Source organism: Nocardia ninae NBRC 108245, from assembly GCF_007990755.1.
Lineage (GTDB): Bacteria > Actinomycetota > Actinomycetes > Mycobacteriales > Mycobacteriaceae > Nocardia > Nocardia ninae.
The window spans coordinates 27485-48321 of the sequence record NZ_BJXA01000071.1; the positions used below are offsets into that span (position 1 = coordinate 27485).

Genomic DNA, 20837 nt, shown 5'->3' on the forward strand with positions numbered 1-20837 from the left:
GGGTATCAGGTGGGAGGTGCGGTGAGACCGCGCACGATCGCCGCGGTGTTCGCGCGCGTCATCTCCAGGAAGGTGGCCGCGCCGCCGCCCGGCGCGGTCAGCGACTCGGTGTGCAGTGCGATGACCTGCACGCGCACCCCGACTTGCTCGGCCAGCACGCGAGCGAGCTTGTCGGGCTGGGACGAATCGATGAAGATCGCGCCGACGCCGGCGGTCCGGATGGCATCGGCCAGCGAGCTGAGGTCCGACGAGCTCGGGGAGGCAAGTGCCGTGCCGCTCGGCATCACCGCGCCGACCACCTGAAAGCCGAAACGCTGTGCGAGATAACCGAAGACGTGGTGGTTGGTGACCAGCTTGCGACGTTCGGCGGGAATACCGGCGAACTGGTCGGCGACCCACTGGTCGAGCTGATCGAGCTCGGTCAGGTACCGATCGGTATTGGCGCGGATCGCCGTCGCATCGACACCGTCGACGTGTTCGATGATCGCAGCGGCGATCGTCTCGACCGCCACCCGCACCCGCTTGGGATCGGTCCAGAAATGCGGATCGACACGCCCTGCGGATTCGTCGGAGGTGTAGCTGATCGGGTCGACGTGGTCACCGACCGCGAGCGTCGGAACTCCCGAACTCGCCGCGGCCGCCACATGGCGCGCCACCCCTTCTTCGAGGCCCAAACCGTTGTGCACGACGAGCGCGGCGCGGTCGAGTTTCGCGGCCTGCTGAGCCGAGGCCGCGAACGAGTGTGGGTCGGCATCGGGGGCCATCAGCACCGTCACCTCGGCGGTGTCGCCGGCGATGACGCGGGTGAGATCACCGAGGATGTTGGTGGTGACCACGATTCCGGTGCGATCACCGCCGCTTCCGGTGCACGCGACGAGCAGCGGGACCACGACGGCAAGCGCGGCGACTACGCGCAGCAGGGTTTTCATTCGCCGGTCTCCGTCATGTGGGTCGGTGCGAGGTCGGCGGTGAGGGTGCGGGCCAGGCGCAGGTTGTCGTTGTACGCGATCTCGTAGACCTTCCCGCGGGGTGCGTCGTTGACGTACGCGCGCTGGGAGTCGACCAGGATCGCCGGTGCGGCGGCGCCGTCCGCGAGCGGTTCGAGCAGCGCGACCTGCGTTGTCTCCCTTGCGGTTCCGGGATCGAAGCTGTGCAGCACACCGTCGCGGGTCAGCGCGAGCAGCGTGGCACCCTCGCCCGCGGTGTTCACCGCGACGACCGGGCCGACCTGCGCCAGCGTCCAGTTCTTCTTCCGCACGTCGAGCGTCCAGAATCCCTGCTCGCCGGCGCGGGCGGTGAGCGTCGCGCTGCCGGGGCGGTGGGTGAACTCCACGGCGCGGTCGGCGGCGGCGACGTCGGCCGGGTAGCGGATCTTCTGTCCAGTGAAGTTGCCTTCGTCCCCCGTCACGACCAAAGCACCGTCGGCACAACCGAATACGGCGCCGCGGCGGGTCACCGCCCGGCCGCGCGGGTCGTGGCACGGTTCGGCGATCGTGGTCACTGCGGCGTTGTCGCGGGTACGTACCTCGACCTTGTCACCGGTCGCGACCAGCAGGTGCGCGGCATACGGCAGCGCCGCGGCACCGGTGATCCTGCCGCGCTCGACGATCGAGCCCTGATCGAGCGCGGGACGGTCCAGCAGCACCGTGGCGCCGTCTTCGAGCACCAGCGCCGCCAGCACCGGATCACTGTGCGCAGCCACCACCTGCCCGCCGAGGGTGCCGACTTCGCGGACGGGGGCACGGTAGTAGTGCACGTGGTCGCCGTGATCGACCATCCAGCCGCCGCTGTCCACGATGCGCGTCGAATTCCCCACGCTCACATAGCCATAGCGACCATCGCCGACGATGCGGCGCACACCGTCGGCGCGGCCCGCGTCCACGGACTTCTCGGTGGTCAGATCCAGCACCTTGATCGCGCCCGCGCCACGGTCGGCGAGGATCAGCCGTGATTGCGGCTCGGCGGACTCCTCCGCACCGGCCACATAGCCGTGCGGCGTCTCGACCGGTGGGGCGGACTCGGGGGTTGTTCCACAACCGGCCAGCGGGACCACGGCAAGCGCACTCGCCGCTACCGCCGCTGTGCGAATACCTTTGCCACGCAGCCGGTCCCGCGCCGCAGCCGCCAGCGCGGACAGGAAGAACAGGGCGACCGCGACGGCGGCGATCGTCGCGCCGCCCGCCGTCCCCGCGTGCCAGGAGATCAGCAGCCCCGTCGTCGTGGCCACACCGCCCAACACCGCGGCGAGCACCATCACCATCGGAATCCGGTCGGCCCAGTACGTCGCGGCCGCGGGCGGTGCGATGAGCAGCCCGAACACCAGCAGCGTGCCGACAATATGGAAGGACGCGACGATCGCCAGTGTCACCAGTCCCACCAGCGCCACGTGCGCGAGTTGCGGGCGCAGACCCAGGGTGTGCGCTTTGCGCGCGTCGAAGGTCAATGCCACGAACGCGCGATGCCCGAGTGCCGTTATCAGCACCGCAATACCCAGCGCCACAACGAGATACAGCAGATCCCGGTCGCGCACCGCCAGTACGTCGCCGAACAGGAACCCGGTCAGGTCGACCGCGAACGACTGCGAGCGCGACACGATGATGACACCAGCCGCGAGCATGCCGACGAACAGCAAACCGATGCCGGTATCGGCCGACAATCGTTTGTTGCGGCCGATCGCGGAGACGCCCACCGCCATTGCCGCACAACTGATCGCGGCGCCGACCAGCAGATTGCCCCCGAGCAGCGAGGCCACCGCGACGCCGGGCAGCATGCCGTGCGCCATCGCGTCCCCGAGAAAAGCCATGCCGCGCACCACGACCCACGTGCCCGCGAGGGCACAGATGCAGGACACGAGCAGGCCGCCCCACAGCGCCCGTTGCACGAAAGCCACCTCGAACGGGGCGAACAACCACTCCATGCGCCCTACAGTAGAATGAAAACGATTGTCATTACAAGTGAGGTGAAATGATCCACACGGAGACCCCGAGCGCGCTGCGCCTGCACGGCCTGTCCGCGGGTTACGCAGGTCGTACGGTGCTGCACCAGGTGAGCGGCGTGATTCCGGCCGACCAGGTCACCGCGATCGTCGGCCCGAACGGGTCCGGGAAATCGACGCTGCTCGCGGTACTCGCCGACGTGCTCGCCCCGTCCGCAGGGACGGTCGAGCGGACCACCGAGCGCAGGCCCGCCTTCGTGATCCAGCACACCGCGGTGCCCGCGACATTGCCGATCACGGTGCGCGAGACGGTGGCGATGGGCCGCTGGGCGCACCGCGGCCCGTGGCGGCGGCTGACCCGGGCCGACCGCGCCCTCGTCGACACCTGTCTGGAGCGTCTCGACATCACCGACCTGGCGGGCCGCCGGCTCGACACCCTGTCCGGCGGTCAGCGTCAGCGTGCCCTGCTGGCCCAAGCGCTGGCGCAGGAGGCCGAGGTACTGCTGCTCGACGAACCGGCCGCCGGACTGGATTCCAGTTCCCAGCAAGAGATTTCGCGCGCCATTCGAGAAATCAGCGCCGGCGGCGTGACCGTCGTACAGGCCACCCACGACGCCGAGGAGGCGGCCCGCGCCGACCACTGCCTCTACCTGCGCGACGGCACCCTGATCTCCGAGGGCGCGCCCGATGACGTTCTCATCCGATACCGCGCGGTGCCCTCCGCAGCGAACGAAAGGGCCCTAGAATTGACCTGACGGAAAGGGGCTCCGCGTGTCCGACACCGTCCCCTGGCGAACTCGGTTGCTCTCCACCACCGCGCCGGCCGCGACGATCTGGATTCGCCTCTACGTAGGTGCGGTGTTCTTCTTCGAAGGCATCCAGAAGTTCCTCTACCCCGACACCCTCGGCACCGGCCGATTCGACAAAGCCGGTATCCCGGCCCCAGGATTCTTCGGCCCACTCGACGGCGTGTTCGAGATCGTCTGCGGCGCTTTGATTCTGGCCGGGCTCCTCACCCGCCTCGCGGCGGTGCCGATGATCGTGAACATGCTCGGCGCCCTGCTGATCACCAAACTCCCGATCCTGTGGGGCGACGCGCCCCTGTTCAGCGGCAAGTCCGGCTGGTGGGACTTCATCCACGACTCCCGCACCGACCTCGCCCAACTGTGCGGCAGTGTCTTCCTCCTCATCGTCGGCGCCGGAGCCTGGTCGATCGACGCACGCCTCGCCCGTCGGGGAGCCCGCCCCCTCGCCTACTGACTGCCCCCGCATGCACCATCGCCGCCGATCGACAGCGCCCAGCCCGGTCGGCGCGCTGCGCAACTCCCGAGAATCCGCACTGGCTCTCGGGATCCGCATCCACTAGGGGCGCCCAGGTGGGTACAGATCCCGAGAGTCGGTGCGGATTTTGCCGCTGGAGCAACCCCAGGCACAGTGACAAGTACTCAGGTCTGCTGGACGGGCTCGTAGATTTCTGCGCCCAGTCCGAAAGTCCATGCCACGCCTTCGCGGGCGGTGCGGGTCGCCGGGGGGACGCGCAGCCAGTAGGTGCGGTGGGTGCCGTCGGGCTCGGGGGTGGAGTTGACGACTTCGACCATCGCCACGTCCTCGTCACCGACGAGCTCGATCCGCCAGAGCACCCCTGTTTCGTCGCGGTGGATCGGTTGCGCGCCCGATTCGTCGAGATAGCGGTCGTAGCCGTAGTACTCGAGCATGATCCGGCGCAGCTCGGCATTCTCTTCCGCGCGAATCTGCTCCGGAGTCAGTGCCCGCAAGCTGTCGAGGAATTCGGCGCTGACGGACATGCCGCGCCATGCGTGTAGCTCGAAGCCGTCGCTATAGGCCAGCGCGGGGCCGTCGCCGCGGTCGAGGCGGCCGGCTTCGTCGCGGTGCAAGGCGGTGGGGCGTTCGCTGATCAGGGCGACCTTCTCGTACGGCCACCACCAGCCAGCTTCCCTTGCCACCGCGGCCAATCCACCGAGTGGCGAGCCTGCGTCGGTGTCGAAGGCGCACAACCACGCGGAATCATGTTGGCCGAGTGTGGCATCCAGCAGCAACAGGCGAACCTGGGTGCGCTGCTCGGCCGTGCTCGCCGCAGCTTCGATGACACCTTCACGCACCCGATCGACAACGGTCTGCGTCAGCTCCCACAAGCCCGCACCGGTGGCCTGCCAGCGTTCGTTGAACGCCTTCGACCCCAATTCCGCATGGACGCGGGCACGTTCGGCCGCCCACGGCGCACTACGCACCGCTTCGCGCACACTGGCACCGCGCTCCCCCACCCCGCCCTCCGACAGCATCCGCACCGCCGCCAAAGGCGAACCGACCCATACGATCCGCTCAGGCTCGGCCAGTCCCGCCTGCCGATAGGCCGCCCGCACCCCGGCCTCCGCCGCCGCTCGATCACCGGCGCCGGTCTTCGCCGAAATCGCCCGCCACACATCACGTTCCGTCACGTCTTCACTCTTCCTGTGTTCGTAAGGTTGTCTGACGCTGTGATGTTCAGTCGGCGACGATTCGTACCGACCCGGGCACGTACTCCCGCTGGCGCACCACCCGATACCACCCCTTCGGCAGCGTGATGGCCGCATGCTCTTCGTGCACGACGCGACCGCCCTCGGGCAGGTGCAGCAGCATCGGTCCGAACACACTCGCCTCGCGAATCAACCTGCCGGGACCGGCGATTGCGTGCGCATGGCCGGTGACTTCGCCGAGCGCCAGCACCAATCGCCCGCGGCCGTCGCGGGGTTCCGAGGCCGCGTGCACGGCCGTTTCGGGCACCGCGCTTTCCGCCAACGGAACGATCAAGACGTCGCCTTGCCGATACATGATTTCTCCTCCCACCGCCGGCCCGAGATCGGTGCCGTGCCCAGGACGGTAGCGGCGGGCACCGACAAAGCCCGCCCGCTGCCCCGGATGTCGGTGGGACTTGGTAGAACTCACCTCATCACTATCGAAACAGGACAGAAGGGGCGGGGACGTATGAGCGAGCAAATCGTGTCGCAGTGCGCAACGCGCAGGCCGGAGCCGAGCGCGAGCGAGGTGCAGGCATGAGTGTCGGCGACCATCTGCAAGAGTTCGGCGGCTTGCCGGCGTACGACTTTCCGACCACCGATACGGACGGCCCGGAGAAGTCCGCAGGCGTCGTGCTCCCGGTCACGGACTCGGTCGCCTGGCGCATCGGTGTCCCGTCCTACGAAGAGGAAGAATCCTGGGGCGCGGCCTTCGCCGAATTCCTCGACACCGTGGACACCACCGAGGTGCGGGCGCTGATCGTGGGTTGCTGGACCGAGGCGTACGAAACCAAGCCGGACGAGGTGTTCGAGGCCTTGCTCGACGCCAAGGATCGGTTCCCCGCGCTGCGCGCCTTGTTCCTCGGCGACATCGTCGGTGAGGAGTGCGAGATCTCCTGGATCCACCAGGGGCAGCCGACGCTGCTGCTGGAGGCCTTCCCGGAGTTGACGGAACTCGGCATACGCGGCGGCCAGGAACTGGTGTTCCCGGCGATCCGCCACGAGCGTCTCCGGAAGCTGACCGTCGAAACCGGCGGTATGCCCGCCGAGGTGGTGCGCGGGATCGCCGCGAGCGACCTGCCCGCACTCACCCATCTCGACCTGTGGCTCGGCACCTCGGAGTACGGCGGTGACGCCGGCATCGCCGATCTCGCCCCGATCCTGGCCGGCACCCGGCTACCGAGCCTGAAGCACCTAGCGTTGCGCAACAGCGAGATCCAGGACGAGGTCTGCGCCGCGCTCGCGTCGGCGCCGGTGGTGGCCCGCCTCGATGTCCTCGACGTTTCGATGGGCGTGCTCACCGACGACGGCGCCGCCGCCCTGCTCACCGGACAACCGCTCACCCATCTGCAATTCCTGGACCTGCACCACAATTACCTGTCCGCGGCGATGCGCACCCGGCTGACCGAAGCACTCGCGCCTGCCGGGGTGAAGCTGAATCTGGATCCCGACGACGCCTACTCCGACGAAGACGAGGACGCGGGCACTGTCTGGCGCTTCGTCGCGGTCGGTGAGTGAGTCGCGACGCTGGGTAGTCGTCGGCAACAGCGAGAATCGTCGGGTCGGCCTGTTCCTCGACACCGCGCGCGCGGCAGGTATGGCCGCGCCGCGGGTCGTCGAGTGGCGTGACGTGCTGCGCGACGGCGGACACGACTTCGCCGACGACGAGATCGTCCGGCTCGATTCGTCCGGGGAGAATCCCGAGGTGGACGAGCTACTGCGCGGTGTGAAAGACCCGACCCGCGTAGAAGGTTCGGCACGGTGGTACGCGCGGTTCCGCGACGCGGTCGGTTCGCTGCGCGGTGGCATCCGGCTGGACGATCCGGCGGAACTGGCGCTGCTGTTCGACAAGCGACTGTGCCATGCCCGCCTCGACGCCGCGGCCGTACCGGTGCCGCGCTCGCCCACCTCGGGTGTCGCTGCGCCTGTGCGAGGCTGGTCCGACGTGCGAGACCGCATGCGCGACGCCCGCCTGCACCGCGTCTTCGTGAAGCTCGCGCACGGATCCTCCGCATCGGGTGTGCTGGCGATCGAATCCACCAGCACAGGCCGACTGCGGGCAACCACCTCGGTGGAGGTCGCGCCCGGCGGCCGACTCCACAACTCGCTCAAGATCCGTTGCTACACCAGCGAATCCGAGGTCGCCGCGATCGTCGACCGGCTCGCACCGGACGGGCTGCACATCGAACAGTGGGTGCCGAAGGCTGCGCTGGCCGGCCGGACCGCCGACCTACGGGTGCTCGTCGTCGCGGGCCGCGCCACCCATGCCGTGGTGCGAACGAGCCGGGCGCCGATGACCAACCTGCACCTCGGCGGCGCCCGCGGCGACCTGGCCGCCGTTCGCGCGGCGGCGGGTAAGTACTGGGACGACGCGCTGTCGATCTGCGAACAGGCCGCCGCCTGCTTTCCCGGAACGCTGTGCGTCGGTGTCGATTTGCTGCCCTCGATCGGCTGGCGGCGGTTCACGGTCGGCGAGGTCAACGCGTTCGGCGATCTCCTTCCCCGGCTCACCGGACTACCCGAAGGCCCCTCCGCAGGCACGGACACCTACACCGCACAACTGCGCGCAGCGCCATATTTCATTGCCCGACAGCGGGTTTCATCGGAGGAGAGGTATGCACCGGCCTGACATGAACGAGGTCGTCGGCCGCGACGATCTGCTGCTACTCACCCTCGATACGCTCCGCTACGACGTCGCGGTGGAGCTCGCGGCGGCCGGCAAACTACCGAACCTGTCCGCCCATCTTCCCGGCGGCACGTGGGAGCAGCGACACGCGCCAGGCAATTTCACCTACGCCTCCCATCAGGCAATATTCGCCGGATTTCTACCGACTCCCGCAGCACCGGGCCCGCACCCCCGCCTCTTCGCCGCACGTTTCGCCGGTAGTGAGACAACCGCCGACGGCACCTTCGTCTTCGACTCCCCCGACCTGGTAACCGCGCTCGCGGACCGCGGCTATCACACGGTATGCATCGGCGGCGTCGGGTTCTTCAACAAGCAAGGTGCCCTCGGCAACGTGCTGCCCGGACTGTTCGCCGAAAGTCACTGGGAGCCGGAATTCTCGGTAGCATCGCCCAGTTCGTTCGAATCTCAGGTAGCCCGCGCCGAGAAAGTGGTCGCCGACCTGCCTGCCGAGCAACGACTCTTCTTGTTCCTCAACGCTTCCGCGCTCCATCAACCCAACTGGTTCCATCTGCCGGGAGCCACCCGCGAAACCGGGGACAGCCGCGAAACACACGCTGCCGCTCTGCAATACATCGACGGACACGTAGGCCGCCTGTTCGACGCCATGCGTTCCCGGCGGCGCTGCTTCGCCATCGTCTGCTCCGACCACGGCACCGCCTACGGCGACGACGGCTACACCGGACACCGGCTCGGCCACGAATCCGTATGGACAGTCCCCTACAGCCATTTCTTCCTGGAGCCTTCCGCATGATCGACACCATCGCGCTACCGCGGCCCTACCAGAACTACGTGTACGCGTATCCGCACAAGACGGCGTATCGGCCGCTGACACCGAGTCCCGCACTCGCCGATCTGTGGGCAGACCAACCCAGACAAGCGCTTTCGCTGTATCTGCACATCCCGTTCTGTGAAGTGCGCTGCGGCTTCTGCAATCTGTTCACCCGGGTCGGCGCACCGGACGGGCTCACCGGCCGATACCTCGACGCCCTCGCCCGGCAAGCGCAAGCCGTGCGGGCGGCACTCGGCGACCGAGAACCCGTGCGTTTCGCGAATGCCGCGTTCGGTGGCGGCACGCCGACCTATCTCGAGGCCGCCGAGTTGTCGCGACTGTGCGATATCGCCGAGGTGCTCATGGGCGCCGACCTGCGGTCCATCCCACTGTCGGTCGAGACCTCGCCGAGTACCGCCACCGCTGATCGTCTGGCCGTACTCGCCGAGCGAGGAACAACCCGGCTGAGCATCGGCGTGCAGAGCTTCATCGACGAAGAGGCCCGCGCCGCCGTACGACCCCAACGACGCACCGAGGTCGAGGCGGCCCTCGGACGCATCCGCGACACCGACATCCCGGTCCTCAATATCGACTTGATCTACGGCATCGACGGTCAGACCGAGGCGAGTTGGCGACGCTCGCTCGATGCCGCACTCGCCTGGCGACCCGAAGAGATCTACCTCTATCCGCTTTACGTGCGCCCGCTGACCGGCCTCGCCCGTCATGCCGATCCCGCTGTCGCGGAACGCGACTGGGACGAACAACGGTTGCGCCGCTACACCGAGGGCCGTGATCATCTGCTCGCGCACGGCTATACGCAGGTCTCCATGCGCATGTTCCGCCGAACCGACGCCCCGCCACAGGGACCCGACGACTACGCCTGCCAGACCGACGGCATGATCGGACTCGGTTGCGGCGCCCGCTCCTACACCTCCGCACTGCATTACTCGTTCGACTACGCGGTCTCCATGCGGGAGGTCCGCACCATCATCGACACCTACACCGCCACAACTGATTTCAGCCGCGCAGTCCACGGGCGAGTGATCGATCAGGACGAGGCGAAGCGGAGGTTCCTGCTCCAGTCGCTGTTACAAGCCGACGGCTTCTCGACCGCGGACTATCGACTTCAGTTCGGCAACGACCCGTGGCAGGACTTCCCCACCGAATTACAGACCCTCGGTGACCGTGGCTGGCTGTCCGACACCGAAGTCGACCGCGTGCGCCTCACCTCGGACGGCCTCGCCTACTCGGACGCCATCGGCCCCGAATTCTTCTCCCCCACAGTGCAAGCGGCCATGGCCGCCTACGAACTGAGATAGCCGTGGACCTGACCATCCTCTACCGCGGCCCACTCGCGTCCTGCGACTACGACTGCCCGTACTGCCCCTTCGCCAAACGAAGAGACAGCACCGCGCAACTGCGCGCCGACCGCGCCTGCCTCGAACGATTCACCACCTGGGCGCACCAGCAGACCGGTGACCGGCTCTCCCTCCTCTTCACCCCCTGGGGCGAAGGCCTGGTGCGCTCCTGGTACCGACGCGCACTGGTCGAGCTGTCCCACGCGCCACATATCGACCGCGTCGCCATCCAGACCAACCTCAGCTGCCGCACGAACTGGTTGTCCGACGCCGACCCCGACACCCTCGCCCTCTGGTGCACCTACCACCCCGGCCAAACCCCCTACCACCGCTTCCTCGACAAAACCCACCAGCTCGCCGGTGCCGGTATCCGCTTCAGCGTCGGAATAGTCGGCGTCCCCGAGCATCTCGAACACGCACAACGGCTACGCACCGACCTCCCCGACCACGTCTACCTCTGGGTGAACGCCGCCGAAGGCCACACCTACACAGACGCCCAAGCCGAGCGCTGGACCGCCCTCGACCCCCTCTTCCCCGTCAGCCGCCACCCCCACAACTCCGCCGGACAAGCCTGCCGCACCGGTTCGTCGGTCATCTCCGTCGACGGCGACGGCACCGTCCGCCGCTGCCATTTCGTCCGTGACCCGTTGGGAAACCTCTACGACAACTCCTACCGCAGCGCCCTGACCCCGCGCCCCTGCCCACTCACCATCTGCGACTGCCACATCGGCTACGTCCACCTCGAAACGCTCCCGCTCTACGATGTCTTCGCCGGCGGCATCCTCGAACGCATCCCCGCTCGACTCGGCGCGACCGACCTCGGTGTCCCGCAGTGGCACGGAATTGCCTGACCTTCCACGCGGACGACCTCGCCCCGCCCGATATCGAACCAGCCCTGATCGCGGCACAGCGGCCGTACCTGCACGACACAGTTCTACGGCCGGTCGCTACCTTCCGGTGCAGCCCGACCAGGCAACGGATGCGCCATGAACCCGTCAGCGAAGAACATCATCGACCCACACCGATCACACCGATAAGCATGCTGCTTGACCACCTGTTGCCCCAGCTCGCTCGGATGATCGGTCAACAACCCGGCATGCCCGGTGACAAACCCCAGCACCCCGATATAGGTCCGCTGCCTTTCACACCATTGGCACATCAAATCAACAGCTTCACGCCGCCGCCGAATCGCAGCTTCCCGCAACGCTATCCGCTGCTCCACCTGCTCGACATAACGTCGGCCTTCCTCCACCGTCAGCCGCTCCGGCTCACTCCACGGCCCTTCATACGCCCCGTCCGCAGCTGCACGAACTCCGCGTCGGACCGCCGCACCACCCGCGTCCCCCGCAACCCACCCGCCACCCGAAAACTGATCTCCGCCCGCGAAACCCCACCGGGCAACCCCCGCCACATCCGCACCCGCTTAGGATCATCCGCATCCGGCTTGAACTCGATGCCCCCATCCGCCACACCCGCACGATACCGCGACCACCCCCACCCCAAGTGACACCCCGGTAACCGTCAACCAAACGAACCCGCGAGATACCGCGCCCAATTCGTCAGCGACCGACCACGGTTGAGGTTGAACGCGTGGTCATCTAACGGTGAGCGTGGATGACGATGGCCGTGGCATTGTCGTTTCCCCCTGCCGCATCAGCAGCGGAGAGAAGCTGCCAGACCATCATGTCGGGTGAGCTCTGCTGCTCCAGTATTTCCAGGATTTGTTGGTAGGCAACCTGATCGGCGATACCGTCGCTGCACAACAGAAACCGGTCTTCGGGTCGTACGCTCACGCTCAGCACGTCCGGCTCCGGATGCGCGCCATGCCCGACATATCGGGTGAGGTGGTAGCGCGCAGCGGCGGCTTGGGGTGAGTCCATGGGGTACCAGCCGTGGATCACGCCTAGCCAGGCCATGGTGTGGTCCGTGGTGAGCAACTCCAATAGTCCTTCTCTGAGCCGGTAGACCCGGGAGTCACCGATGTTCGTGATCCAGTACCCGGTATCCGACCCGATGAGCGCGGTGAGCGTGCAGCCGGCCAGCCCGCCGACCCGCCGACCGATGTCGCCCACCCGCTGTTGTGCCGCCGCGACCGCCGCATGCAGAACGTCCGGGGAGACTTTGCCGTCCGCGGCATTCACGTGGTCGACGAAGGTGTCCACCGCGGTCCGCCCGGCGAGGGCACTACCTTCACTGTCGCCCATGCCGTCCGCGACAACCGCGAGCAGGGGTTCCGGTTCCAGGTGCATGACATCGTAATTGGCCCGGTAGCGATTTCCCATCTCGCTCCCACTTGCGGAGCTGAGCTTCAGCGTGGTCATCGCACCACTGTGCCAGTAACCCAGGTCTGGTGCTCGGAACCGTCTCGGCGTCAAGGCAGTCGGCGCGAAGACGGAGGAAGCATCAGGCGCGCTTGCCACGACGTCCGCGCTCGCGCTTCGGGCACCCCGTTACCACTCGCGAGTGGCGGTCAGTTCTTCTGGATCCGCGTCTTCGAACCCGTAAGCGTCGGCGATAAAGCAGAACTCCTCGCAGATCTCTTCGCGCGCAGTGGTTTCGATTCCACTGTCTGCCGCTTCGAACTCCGCTTCCAGCGCGTTGAACTCCTCGGTGGCGCGCTGGGTGAGTTCGTACAGTTTCGTCAGATCGGCAGGTGGTTCCGCTTCGATCTGCGCGCACAGCCGCCGGAGGATCTCGGTACCTTTGTCCAAGACGTGGTTCGGGAAATATGGGTCCTCGTACATCATCTGCAGGAACGCATGCTCGTTCACCTGCTGATTCGTGATCGACACTGTCACTCTTCTCTCCTGCGCGAACGGCCGTCGGCCGTCGGTCACTGTAGCGGAGGACCATGCGGCTCAACCTATTCGAGCGGCTCCGAGACGGCGCGGATGCGTTCGGGTGGGTGCATCTCCCGGCGGATCCCTGCTCGCGGTCCGCTACCGATAGCTGTCTTTGCTCCCCTCAGCATGGGACCAACGGCCCTGCATACCGACCGCGATCCGCGAGAACCTGGGAACAGACCGGCCGGAACACCTTCCCGGAGCGGACCACGCAGCGACCACTGCGGAACGTCGTAGATGGTGGCGACCACCTCGCAGCACGAAGGGCAACAACGACTATGGCTACACCGCACGGCAATCCGCACCAACTCGCGAAGGCACCGGTCGTCGTCGGCGTCGACGGGTCATTCGGCAGCGACCTGGCTGTTCGGTGGGCCGCCGAGCTCGCCGCGCAACGCGGCCGCACACTACTCATCGCGCACGGCCTCGATCTTGCGGCCATGCGTTCGGTGGTCGGCGGCTACGACATAGCGGCGGCATCGTTCATCGAAACAGCCCGCGCCCAGGGCGCCGAGACCGTCGCCCACGCACACCGGCTCGCGACCGCGGTCGCCCCTGACCTCCACATCACCACGGAGACGACCGACGCATCAGCCGCCGAAATGCTGATTCAGCACTCGCGCACCGCCTACCTCGTCGCGATCGGCGCCACCGGCAATCTGGGCACCATCGCCCATCTCGGCTCCACACTGCTCGCCGTGGTCAGCCACGGCCACGGCACGATCGTCGTGGTCCGCGAGACCGACACCGAACAGCACATCCGAACCGACGGACCGGTGGTGGTCGGCATCGACGGCGGCCCGGTCAGCGAGGCCGCGATCGCAGCAGCCTTCGCCGAGGCCGCCGCCCGCGGCACCGACCTCATCGCCACACACTCCTGGAACTACTGGCAGCTCGGCGATTTCGCGGGCGAACCCTACGTCCTGGTCGCCGGAGAACAGATCGAATCGACCGAGGACGCGATCCTCATCGAACGCCTCGCCGGGTGGCAGGAGAAGTACCCCGACGTCACCGTCACCCGCAAGGTCTACCGCACCGAACCCACCGAGCAACTCGCGGAATGGTCGAACAGCGCCCAGCTGATCGTCGTCGGCAGCCGCGGCCGCGGCGGTTTCACCGGCATGCTGCTCGGCTCCACCAGCCACTTCCTCGTCCAGCACGCCCACTGCCCGGTGCTGGTCGCACATCCGGAGTAGCCGGGAGAGCAAACGGTCCGCTTGCGAAGCAGGCGGACCGTTTTCGCGCCGCCGGTCCGATGGCGTCGACCGCACATGCCGACCGCGCCGCACTCCGCCTACGACCCGACCAGCGCCGGCGCTCCGGTGACATGCGCGGCCAGTGCGGTCACCACATGTTCAGCGTCGCGGTGCACGCCGCGCAGGGTGTTGGAGGAGAACGAGCGCTGGAATTCCAGCCCGACGTAAACCAGTCCGGGGTGGGTCATGGACACCCCGTCCCGGTGCAGCGGATAGCCATCGTTCAGGGCACCGAGCGGGGCGAGGTAGTCCAGGTGCGGACGGTATCCGGTGGCGAAGATGACCGTGTCGGCGGGCTCACGGATTCCCTCGGTCCAGACGATCGCGTCCTGGTCGAAGGCGGTGAACATGGGGCGCCGGTCCATCCGGCCGCTGTCGAGGGCGTGCTGATAGTCGCCGGTGTCCATGACCAGCGTGCCGCCGGCATAGCGGATCAGCCATTCCGGCGGCAACCGGTCGAAGCCGGTGTCGACCAGCCAGTGGTGGATATCGTGCCCGTCGCGGCGCTGCGGGAGGAAGTTGACCGGTCGATGGGTAGCGAGGGTCACCGTCGCGGTCTCGGCCAGTTCATAGGCGACCTGGACCGCGGAGTTTCCGGCACCGACGACGATGACCCGTTGGCCTGCATAACGTTTGGGGCTACGGTAGTCGGCGACATGCAGCAGGTCGCCGGTGAACTGCTCTTGTCCGGGCAGCCGCGGACGGTACGGATTGCCGAAAGAGCCGGTGGCGGCCACTATCCCGGCGGTGTGCAGCGTCTCACCGGTGGTGGTGTGGACGAGGAATCCCGTATCGGTATGGACTTCGACCGCTGCGACCGGGGTATCGGTGCGGATGTCGGCGTCGAGGGTGATGGCGTAGCGGCGCAGATAGTCGACGACTTCATCACGGTGCGGGTAATGGTCTGGGCCGCTACGGAATTCGAGCCCGGGCATGGTGCTGTGCGCAGCGGGCGAGAACAGGGTGAGGCTGTCGTAGTAGCACGACCAGGACCCGACGGGCTCAGGGCCGGCTTCCAGGATCACCGGGGCCAGCCCGTGGTCGAGCAGGGCGCGGGCGGCGCTGAGACCGGATTGTCCCGCACCGATGACAAGGGCATCGATCATGAGAAGTGCTCTTTCCGTGGTTGTTTCGGGATGCCGGCCAGCGACAGGAAGGCCGCTGCGGTGGCGAGGGCAGCGAGAATCAGGAAGGCGCGCGGGTACCCGCCGACAGCTTCGGCCACGGCGGTGGCGGCGAACGGGGCCAGGGCCAGGCTGATGGTTACCGGGGCGGTCAGGACTCCGTTGAGCCGACCGTAATGGGCGGCGCCCCATCGGTCGGTGATGGCGGTGGCCTCGAGCAGGGTGAATACCCCACGCGCCATACCGGCCAGGACGGCGACGGCGATCAGCGCCACCGCGGAGGTGAACACCGCGAGCAGTGCGGTGGTGGCGGCGATGGCGAGCAGGATCGAGAGTGTGCGGGTGCGGACGCTGGTGCGCGCCGCGAACGCGGAGTAGCCGAGACGGCTGACGACCTGCCCGGCACCGCCGAGACCCAATGCGACAGCGGCGATTCCGGTATCGAAGCCGAGTTCGACGAGCAGCGGCACCAGGTTCACCACCGCGGCGAACGAAGCAAACCCCGTGACACTCAACGCTATCGCCAACGCCCAGAACGCGGGGCTGCGTGCCGTGCGGCCAGGATCGGTGAGGTGCGCGTACTCCGGTTCGGCCGCCGGACGCGCCGGCCACGGCAGGGTCAGGCCGAACCAGTGGCCCGGAATCGTCACTACGGCCAGCAGGACCGCGAGCACCAAATATGTTGTGCGCCAGTCCAGATGGGCCGACAGCACTGCGGTCAACGGCGCGAACAGGGTCGAGGCGAGCCCGCCGACCAGGGTGAGGGCGGTCAGTGCCCGGATCCGATCCGGCCCGTACCAGCGGGTGACGGCGGCGAAGGCCGGCGGGTAGAGCACCGCGCCCATCGCCACCCCGACGAGCAGCCAGCCGAGGAAGAACCACGCCGGAGTCGGTGCGAGCGCCACCACGACCAGGGCCGGAACCGCCAGCACCGAACCTGCTGTCATCGCTGTCCGTGGTCCGCGCTGGTCGAGCCGGCGCCCGACCGGGATCCCGACGAGGGCGGCGACGAGCTGCCCGGCCGAGAACGCCGCCATCAGCACGGTGGCCGACCAGCCGGTGTCGGCGGTGATGTCACCCAATAGGACCGGGAAGGCATAGAACAGGATGCCCCAGCTGGTGATCTCGGTACCGCACAGGACCACCAGCACCCGCCGCAGTCCGGCGGGTGCGGGTAGCGTCGAAACTGCTTGCATCGCAGCGCTTCAGCGAGTGGCGGTAGCCGACAGGGTCAAGTCCTGAAGCGCTACGGGCGCGGACAGCTCCGCGGGCGCCGCACAGCAGCCATTGCCACCGCTTTCCTCAACCGGCGCATCGAACAGCCCGGATCCACCACAAACCCCGGTGTCGGGTAGCACCAATTCCACCCGATCAGCGGCCTCCTGGTCCCCGGCCAGCGCGGCCGCGATCGAGCGAACCTGCTCGTATCCGGTCATCGCCAGGAAGGTCGGCGCACGACCGTAGCTCTTCATGCCGACCAGGAACACCCCCGGCTCGGGATGCGAAAGTTCCCGCACGCCATGCGGATACACCGTCCCGCAGGAGTGCACGTTCGGATCGATCAGCGGCGCGAGCAAAGTCGGCGCCTGCAAGGTGGCGTCCAAGCCGAGCCGCACCTCCGCCAACCAGGACAGGTCCGGCCGGAACCCGGTCAGCACCACGACCTCGTCCACCCCGCTGACCGGTTGCCCCTCGGCCGGGATCAAAACCAGGCGGCCCTCCGCGTCGCGCTGCACGGTTTCGGTGCGGAATCCGGTGACCACGCCGATGTGCCCGGCGGCGACCGCTTCCTGCGCACGCAGCCCGAGCGCGCCGCGCGCAGGCAGCTGGTCGGCCGCGCCGCCGCCGAACGTGGCACCGATTTCCCCGCGGCGCAGCAACCAGGTGACCCGGGTGGCCGGATGTTGTTCGACGAGCCCGGCCAACACGATCAACGCGGTGAGCGCGGAGTGCCCACTGCCCGCAACGGCGACATGCTTGCCCGCGTACCGAGCAAGACCATCGGGACCGGAGAGGTCGGGCACCCGGTAGGAAATGCGCTCTGCCGCAGCGGCTTCCCCGATCGCGGGCAGACCGTCGCCGCCGAGAGGGCTGGGGGTGGTCCACGTTCCGGACGCATCGATCAACGCGCGGGCGGTGATCCGCCCCTCCCCGTCGGCGGTGCGCACGTGCACGGTCAGCGGCTCGCTGTCACGCCCGGCATCAACCACCCGGTCGCGGCCACGCCGGGCGACACCGACCACTTCGGCCTCGAACCGGACCCGGTCACCCAGGGCGGCACCGAGCGGACGCAGGTACTGCTCGACCCATTCCCCACCGGTCGGATACGACTCCGGGTCCGGTTCCTGCCAGCCGTGGGTTGCCAACAGCGGCCGGGCGGCCGGTGCGATGAGCTCTCCCCACCGGGAGAACAGACGCACATGGTTCCACTCGCCGACCGCCGCGCCGGCGTGCGCGCCGCGTTCGAGGACCAGCACGGGCAGTCCGCGGGCGGTGAGTTCGGCGGCCGCGGCCAGCCCGCTCGGGCCCGCACCGACGACAACAACAGGGAGAGTACTCATGACCTTCTCGCTTCCATCGATCTGTATCGATCAAGTGCGACAGTATCGACCACCGTCGATGAATGCAACCATCGATACAAATCGATATACTCGGTGACATGCCCGTCGCCTTGCCGCAAGCCCAGGTCCTGCCGCCGAGCGAGGCCGCCACCTACGCCGAGTGGTTCGCCTGCCTGGCCGAGCCGGTGCGGGTGCGACTCCTGCACGCGGTGGCCACCACACCGAAGGGCATCACCGTCGGCGCGCTGACCGAGATCCTCGGCACCAGCCAGTCCACGACCTCCCACCACGTCCGCAAACTCGCCGACGTCGGCTTCGTGCATCTACACAAGGAGGGCACGGCCACCATCGTCACGGTCAACCAAGCCTGCTGCTCGGGCCTGCCGCATGCTGCCGACGCCGTCATGGGGCTGCTCGCGCCGCGCCCCTGCTGCCCCGACGACGTACCCACCGATGTCACCGTGCGCGCCCTGCGGGCCGCGGACTGGACCGCCGTGCGCCGCATCTACGCCGAAGGCCTCGCCACCGGCCTGGCGACCTTCGAGACCACCGTGCCCAGCCGCCCCAGCCTCGAATCCCACTGGCTGCCCGAGCACCGCTGGGTCGCCGAGATCGACGGCGAGGTAGTCGGGTGGGCCGCCGCGAGCCCGGCCTCCACCCGCGCGCCGTATTCCGGCGTCGCGGAGACCTCGGTCTACGTCGGTGCGGACTACCGCGGTCGAGGTGTCGGAAAAGCGTTGCTGCACAAGCAGGTCACCGCCGCCGACGCCGCGGGCCTGTGGACGTTGCAGTCCTCGATCTTCACCGAGAACCGCACCGCGCTTGCCCTGCACCACAGCGCCGGATACCGCACCGTCGGCATTCGCGAACGCGTCGCGCGACTCGACGGCGTCTGGCACGACACAGTTCTCCTCGAACGCCGCTCACCGGTGAACTGAGCGCGTGTCGGGGTTCGTCCGTCAACTGTGCGACTTCAGGGCGATGGTCGACCGCCGAGTGCGCGCGCGGAAACCCGTTGCAGCACCGAAAATCCCACGGTGACATCTTGACTGTCGTTGAGCACCTCCCCGTGTAGCTCCGTCCACGAGTGGAAGGAGTAGCGGGGGTTGGTGGAGGTTCGCTCGCGCGCCACGATGACTTCGGCCGACAGTCCGATAGCCGAAAGATAAGTTCCCAGTGAGAAGGAACGGGGCAGACATAGCCCGTTGGGCTGCAAGGTTCGCAAAACCAGCTGACTGAACAGGATCTCGCGCCGGACGAGCCGGATCGCCTCCGCAGGAGCCAGTTCGGCGGACGCCTGCCAGCCCGGTCCGGGCCGCAGGTCCTGCAGGTAGCGATGGGCCGGTCCCCACCCTTGCGTGCCGAGCAGGCGTAGCGCCCGCCACGTGCTGCGCACCGCGTAACCGCGGAGCCGATACGACGGGCGCGGCGGTGCAGGCACACCATCGATATCGGACAGCATGGACTCCAATTGGCGTGCCAGCTCGGTCATTTCGCGGCATCCGTTCGCGCGAGAAGCCGGTGTTCGGCGAGCTGATCGACCAGCTTGCCCAGACCGGCGCGCAATGTCTCGGCGCTCGCATCGATACGTTGCTCGAGCTCGCGGACCGCATCCTCGACGGTCTCGCAGCTCATCGCAGCCTGAACCATCAGCGTGGCAACGGGATTCAGTTCGAAGTAGACGCCCGCCCGGGAGTCCATGATGACGCCGACGCCGTCGGTGGTGTCCAGAATGGCGTCGTCGCCGAGTTGCAGCAGCGGCATGGTGATCAGCTCCTCACCGGATGTGCGGTCCGGCTTTCCAGACTGCGCAGGAATAGTTCGGTCATGGCCGTGCAGATCAGGCTCTGCGCGTGGCGGCGGGTCGACAACGGATGGCCGAGCACGGCGACCACCCGCGCCGGGTCGACGATGTTCAGCCGAGCCAGCAGCGAGTCGGGCCCGAGTAGCCCGGCGAGCGCCTGCGGATGGTTGAGGCAGAAGTTCTCGTGCGGCGAACCCAGCCACAACCGTCCGTGCCGACGCCAAATCATCGGCGGCAGCCGGTCTTCGAGCATCAACCGCTGCACCGGTTTGTTGATATTTCGGCCGCCGTACGAAATACACCGGTATGCCCTCGGCATGCCGGTCATCAGCTCGTACAGCGCCCGATCGGCCATCGGCGAGCAGAACTGGACGCCGTGCGGCCAGGCCAGGGCCAGATCGGTGGTCTGCTCCTCGGGGACGAACTCCGGGTTGGGCAACTCGAACCGCACGCCCGGCATCGGGACCAGAAAGTCGGGGTGGCGCGTGTAATCGCCGAACGCCGAGGCGTCGATCGCCAGCGAATACGAGCGACGGACGCTCTTCAGCAGATCCGTCAGCGTCCAGCGCGAGCAGAGCAGGCCGCGCAGCATCAGGCGCTTCTCCGGCAAGCTCAGCCGCCCCCACAGCACATCGCACACGCCGTAGTCGGGGGCGGGACTGAACAGCAGGTCACCGTCCCGGCCCCAGGTGAGCAGCTGCACGCCGTCCTGGTGGACCCGCTGCACGATCTGCTCCAGCCAGCGAAACCCGGTGTGGTTGTACGGGTGGGAGAACCGCCAGTCCTCGTTGACGTGCCCGGCACCGGTGTCGGTCATGATCGGTACGAACGGGATGGACAGATACCGGCACACTTCGCGGGCGTACTCGGATTCGTCGGCGAGCGGATCGTCGGTGGCCAGGTGGTAGGCGGTGACGTCGGCGCCGTTGGCCACCAGCGCGGCGGCCACGGCGGAGGAATCCATGCCGCCGCTCAGCAGTAGTCCGAT

The 20837-nt window shown here is 67.7% G+C and carries 22 protein-coding genes; 9 read left to right on the forward strand and 13 right to left on the reverse strand.

What is annotated here, in order from left to right:
* Positions 1-5 precede the first annotated feature (5 nt).
* Positions 6-929 (reverse strand): zinc ABC transporter substrate-binding protein AztC, encoded by a 924-nt coding sequence (gene aztC, locus NN4_RS34845; RefSeq protein WP_147140176.1) that lies wholly within the window; start codon positions 927-929, stop codon positions 6-8.
* Positions 926-2917 carry a zinc ABC transporter permease AztB gene (gene aztB / locus NN4_RS34850; RefSeq protein ID WP_147140178.1) on the reverse strand — a complete coding sequence of 664 codons (1992 nt, stop codon included), beginning with the start codon at positions 2915-2917 and terminating at the stop codon, positions 926-928. The genes aztC and aztB overlap by 4 nt, the downstream gene beginning before the upstream one ends.
* Before the next feature lie 47 nt (positions 2918-2964).
* Between aztB and aztA the strand changes: the two genes are divergently transcribed.
* Both aztA and NN4_RS34860 read left to right on the forward strand, forming a co-directional pair.
* On the forward strand, positions 2965-3690 hold the full coding sequence (aztA, locus tag NN4_RS34855; RefSeq protein ID WP_147140180.1) for a zinc ABC transporter ATP-binding protein AztA: 726 nt from the start codon (positions 2965-2967) through the stop codon (positions 3688-3690).
* Between the two features lie 16 nt (positions 3691-3706).
* Complete coding sequence (locus tag NN4_RS34860; protein ID WP_147140182.1) at positions 3707-4195, forward strand: DoxX family protein; 489 nt, start codon at positions 3707-3709, stop codon at positions 4193-4195.
* A 185-nt stretch (positions 4196-4380) separates the two neighbouring features.
* On the opposite strand, the gene NN4_RS34865 is transcribed toward NN4_RS34860, so the two are convergent.
* Together NN4_RS34865 and NN4_RS34870 are read right to left on the reverse strand one after the other, a co-directional pair.
* Positions 4381-5391 (reverse strand): DUF6745 domain-containing protein, encoded by a 1011-nt coding sequence (locus tag NN4_RS34865; RefSeq protein ID WP_147140186.1) that lies wholly within the window; start codon positions 5389-5391, stop codon positions 4381-4383.
* Positions 5392-5437: 46 nt separating this feature from the next.
* A complete protein-coding gene (locus NN4_RS34870) occupies positions 5438-5878 on the reverse strand; it encodes a DUF8820 family protein (RefSeq protein ID WP_246181249.1) in 441 nt (146 codons plus the stop codon).
* A gap of 107 nt (positions 5879-5985) precedes the next feature.
* Between NN4_RS34870 and NN4_RS34875 the strand changes: the two genes are divergently transcribed.
* From NN4_RS34875 to NN4_RS34895, 5 genes are read left to right on the forward strand one after another with little or no spacing between them, the layout of a single operon-like run.
* Complete coding sequence (locus NN4_RS34875) at positions 5986-6966, forward strand: STM4015 family protein (protein WP_147140188.1); 981 nt, start codon at positions 5986-5988, stop codon at positions 6964-6966.
* Positions 6959-8077 carry an STM4014 family protein gene (locus tag NN4_RS34880; protein WP_222595224.1) on the forward strand — a complete coding sequence of 373 codons (1119 nt, stop codon included), beginning with the start codon at positions 6959-6961 and terminating at the stop codon, positions 8075-8077. Before NN4_RS34875 ends, NN4_RS34880 begins: the two co-directional genes overlap by 8 nt.
* Complete coding sequence (locus tag NN4_RS34885; protein ID WP_246181250.1) at positions 8064-8885, forward strand: STM4013/SEN3800 family hydrolase; 822 nt, start codon at positions 8064-8066, stop codon at positions 8883-8885. The genes NN4_RS34880 and NN4_RS34885 overlap by 14 nt, the downstream gene beginning before the upstream one ends.
* On the forward strand, positions 8882-10222 hold the full coding sequence (locus NN4_RS34890) for an STM4012 family radical SAM protein (RefSeq protein ID WP_147140192.1): 1341 nt from the start codon (positions 8882-8884) through the stop codon (positions 10220-10222). Before NN4_RS34885 ends, NN4_RS34890 begins: the two co-directional genes overlap by 4 nt.
* Positions 10223-10224: 2 nt before the next feature.
* On the forward strand, positions 10225-11112 hold the full coding sequence (locus tag NN4_RS34895; RefSeq protein WP_147140194.1) for an STM4011 family radical SAM protein: 888 nt from the start codon (positions 10225-10227) through the stop codon (positions 11110-11112).
* An 83-nt stretch (positions 11113-11195) separates the two neighbouring features.
* Here NN4_RS34895 and NN4_RS34900 read toward each other — a convergent pair whose 3' ends face one another.
* From NN4_RS34900 to NN4_RS34910, 3 genes are all read right to left on the reverse strand, one after another.
* A complete protein-coding gene (locus tag NN4_RS34900) occupies positions 11196-11513 on the reverse strand; it encodes a hypothetical protein (protein WP_147140196.1) in 318 nt (105 codons plus the stop codon).
* 346 nt (positions 11514-11859) lie between these two features.
* On the reverse strand, positions 11860-12582 hold the full coding sequence (locus tag NN4_RS34905; protein WP_222595225.1) for a PP2C family protein-serine/threonine phosphatase: 723 nt from the start codon (positions 12580-12582) through the stop codon (positions 11860-11862).
* Positions 12583-12711: 129 nt separating this feature from the next.
* A complete protein-coding gene (locus NN4_RS34910; RefSeq protein ID WP_246181251.1) occupies positions 12712-13059 on the reverse strand; it encodes a DUF5713 family protein in 348 nt (115 codons plus the stop codon).
* A 323-nt stretch (positions 13060-13382) separates the two neighbouring features.
* Between NN4_RS34910 and NN4_RS34915 the strand changes: the two genes are divergently transcribed.
* Entirely contained in the window at positions 13383-14300 is a 918-nt protein-coding gene (locus tag NN4_RS34915; protein WP_147140198.1) for a universal stress protein, read from the forward strand.
* A 98-nt stretch (positions 14301-14398) separates the two neighbouring features.
* Here NN4_RS34915 and NN4_RS34920 read toward each other — a convergent pair whose 3' ends face one another.
* From NN4_RS34920 to NN4_RS34930, 3 genes are read right to left on the reverse strand one after another with little or no spacing between them, the layout of a single operon-like run.
* The gene (locus tag NN4_RS34920; RefSeq protein WP_147140200.1) at positions 14399-15466 is read right to left on the reverse strand and encodes a flavin-containing monooxygenase; all 1068 of its coding nucleotides are present in this window, start codon (positions 15464-15466) and stop codon (positions 14399-14401) included.
* Complete coding sequence (locus NN4_RS34925; protein ID WP_147140202.1) at positions 15463-16680, reverse strand: MFS transporter; 1218 nt, start codon at positions 16678-16680, stop codon at positions 15463-15465. The genes NN4_RS34920 and NN4_RS34925 overlap by 4 nt, the downstream gene beginning before the upstream one ends.
* 9 nt (positions 16681-16689) lie before the next feature.
* Positions 16690-18045 carry an NAD(P)-binding domain-containing protein gene (locus NN4_RS34930; RefSeq protein WP_147140204.1) on the reverse strand — a complete coding sequence of 452 codons (1356 nt, stop codon included), beginning with the start codon at positions 18043-18045 and terminating at the stop codon, positions 16690-16692.
* A gap of 98 nt (positions 18046-18143) precedes the next feature.
* On the opposite strand from NN4_RS34930, the gene NN4_RS34935 reads away from it, so the two are divergent.
* Positions 18144-18983, forward strand: coding sequence for a helix-turn-helix domain-containing GNAT family N-acetyltransferase (locus tag NN4_RS34935; RefSeq protein ID WP_147140206.1), 840 nt, complete (start codon positions 18144-18146; stop codon positions 18981-18983).
* Positions 18984-19018: 35 nt separating this feature from the next.
* Here the strand turns inward: NN4_RS34935 and NN4_RS34940 are convergent, their stop codons facing one another.
* The 3 genes from NN4_RS34940 to NN4_RS34950 all read right to left on the reverse strand — a co-directional run.
* Positions 19019-19537 (reverse strand): lasso peptide biosynthesis protein, encoded by a 519-nt coding sequence (locus NN4_RS34940; protein ID WP_147140208.1) that lies wholly within the window; start codon positions 19535-19537, stop codon positions 19019-19021.
* Positions 19534-19809 carry a PqqD family protein gene (locus NN4_RS34945; RefSeq protein ID WP_107655861.1) on the reverse strand — a complete coding sequence of 92 codons (276 nt, stop codon included), beginning with the start codon at positions 19807-19809 and terminating at the stop codon, positions 19534-19536. Before NN4_RS34945 ends, NN4_RS34940 begins: the two co-directional genes overlap by 4 nt.
* Positions 19810-19814: 5 nt before the next feature.
* A partial coding sequence (locus tag NN4_RS34950; protein ID WP_222595226.1) for an asparagine synthase-related protein occupies positions 19815-20837 on the reverse strand: 1023 nt, incomplete at its 5' end.

Excerpts from the sequence above, each read along its gene's own strand:
- aztC (WP_147140176.1), bottom strand. The coding sequence starts at position 929 with ATGAAAACCCTGCTGCGCGTAGTCGCCGCGCTTGCCGTCGTGGTCCCG.
- aztB (WP_147140178.1), bottom strand. The coding sequence starts at position 2,917 with ATGGAGTGGTTGTTCGCCCCGTTCGAGGTGGCTTTCGTGCAACGGGCG.
- aztA (WP_147140180.1), top strand. The coding sequence starts at position 2,965 with ATGATCCACACGGAGACCCCGAGCGCGCTGCGCCTGCACGGCCTGTCC.
- NN4_RS34875 (WP_147140188.1), top strand. The coding sequence starts at position 5,986 with ATGAGTGTCGGCGACCATCTGCAAGAGTTCGGCGGCTTGCCGGCGTAC.
- NN4_RS34885 (WP_246181250.1), top strand. The coding sequence starts at position 8,064 with ATGCACCGGCCTGACATGAACGAGGTCGTCGGCCGCGACGATCTGCTG.
- NN4_RS34890 (WP_147140192.1), top strand. The coding sequence starts at position 8,882 with ATGATCGACACCATCGCGCTACCGCGGCCCTACCAGAACTACGTGTAC.
- NN4_RS34905 (WP_222595225.1), bottom strand. The coding sequence starts at position 12,582 with ATGACCACGCTGAAGCTCAGCTCCGCAAGTGGGAGCGAGATGGGAAAT.
- NN4_RS34915 (WP_147140198.1), top strand. The coding sequence starts at position 13,383 with ATGGCTACACCGCACGGCAATCCGCACCAACTCGCGAAGGCACCGGTC.
- NN4_RS34920 (WP_147140200.1), bottom strand. The coding sequence starts at position 15,466 with ATGATCGATGCCCTTGTCATCGGTGCGGGACAATCCGGTCTCAGCGCC.
- NN4_RS34925 (WP_147140202.1), bottom strand. The coding sequence starts at position 16,680 with ATGCAAGCAGTTTCGACGCTACCCGCACCCGCCGGACTGCGGCGGGTG.
- NN4_RS34930 (WP_147140204.1), bottom strand. The coding sequence starts at position 18,045 with ATGAGTACTCTCCCTGTTGTTGTCGTCGGTGCGGGCCCGAGCGGGCTG.
- NN4_RS34935 (WP_147140206.1), top strand. The coding sequence starts at position 18,144 with ATGCCCGTCGCCTTGCCGCAAGCCCAGGTCCTGCCGCCGAGCGAGGCC.
- NN4_RS34940 (WP_147140208.1), bottom strand. The coding sequence starts at position 19,537 with ATGACCGAGCTGGCACGCCAATTGGAGTCCATGCTGTCCGATATCGAT.
- NN4_RS34945 (WP_107655861.1), bottom strand. The coding sequence starts at position 19,809 with ATGCCGCTGCTGCAACTCGGCGACGACGCCATTCTGGACACCACCGAC.